This window comes from Nostoc sp. 'Peltigera membranacea cyanobiont' 213, assembly GCF_002245975.1.
Taxonomy (GTDB): Bacteria; Cyanobacteriota; Cyanobacteriia; order Cyanobacteriales; family Nostocaceae; genus Nostoc.
The window spans coordinates 1-1189 of sequence record NZ_NOLI01000371.1 but is presented as its reverse complement, the minus strand read 5'-3'; the positions used below and the strand labels follow the sequence as shown (position 1 = coordinate 1189).

The window sequence follows — 1189 nt, the reverse complement described above, 5'->3', positions numbered from 1 at the left end:
TAAGCTGTCGGACATTTAACTTGCAATAACAGCATTACCCTTATTCTTGATTTTTCTGCCCCACTTAATAATTAGTTCACCATCGTTTAATAATCTGTCTAGTAATTCTTGTAAATCCGATACTGATTTAAATAAGCGATGTGCTATGTATTCTTTTACTGAATGCCAAACTAATTCAGCTAAGTTAAAATCTTGACTATAGGGAGGTAAAAAATAAAGTTGTATATTTGGCATTTCTTGTTCTATTTTTTTGAGAATATCTTTCTTTTTATGGTAGCTAGCATTATCTAGGATTATGAGTATTTTTACTTCAGACAATGTAAAGTTATCTTCTACATTTCCTTGGTTAATCCACTCATTTTTTACAAAAATATATAATTTTTTAATTTGTTCATAAAAGCTTGTTGAGTTACCTTTATCGATGAAATAACACATTCTTTTTTTATCATGATATCGAACACCTCCCATGACGTTTACTTTCCCTCTACTACGTTGTCCAGTGACTTTTTTTCTACTACCTCTTTTCACCCAACTTCTACGTCTAATTACCCTCATACTGAATCCACTTTCATCCCAAAACCAGATTTGTAGTTTATCTGGACTAGCTTTTGACGCTTCTAAGTATCCTTCTAACTTCTCTTTAAACGCCTTTCTATTTTTGGGATCTTGTTTGTCCTCTAGGGTGTATTTTGCCCAGAGGTAAGCGTACTTTTTTTGCTCTAATATTCTCCTTACTTGCTTACCTGATAGCCCAATTCCTGTTTGTTCTTCCATGTATGTTGCTAATCGTTCACCTGACCATCTTCCAAATTCATATCCTAGTTCTGATGGTTCCTTTTCCAGTACATCTAGCAGTAACTCTACATATAATTCTGTGACTTTACGATGATTACCTTGTTCTCGCTTATCTTTTAAACTTTCTAGGTTATCTGCGTCTCCATGAACACACCAATATGCTACGCTTCGGTATGCACAACCTAAAAAAGTGCTGATTTCTTGGTACGTCTTGCCATCATTCATCAACAACAGCATTAATGCTCGTTCTCGTAGATGCTTGTCCGCACTTTCTCTGACGGCTTGTTGTAAATTTTCTTGTTGACCTGGTGAGAGAAAACCTCTAGCTGGCATGGCAGTAAATGCAATACTTATCCAATTTCTATTTTATGCAAATTAAAGGTACAGCAGCTTA

The 1189-nt window shown here is 34.9% G+C and carries 1 protein-coding gene; it reads right to left on the bottom strand.

Going from position 1 to position 1189, the window contains the following annotated elements:
- Positions 1–15: 15 nt before the first annotated feature.
- A complete protein-coding gene (locus CDG77_RS35010) occupies positions 16–1128 on the bottom strand; it encodes an IS630 family transposase (RefSeq protein ID WP_094333669.1) in 1113 nt (370 codons plus the stop codon).
- Positions 1129–1189 lie beyond the last annotated feature (61 nt).

Coding starts and splice junctions, on each gene's coding strand:
- CDG77_RS35010 (WP_094333669.1), bottom strand. CDS start 1,128: ATGCCAGCTAGAGGTTTTCTCTCACCAGGTCAACAAGAAAATTTACAA.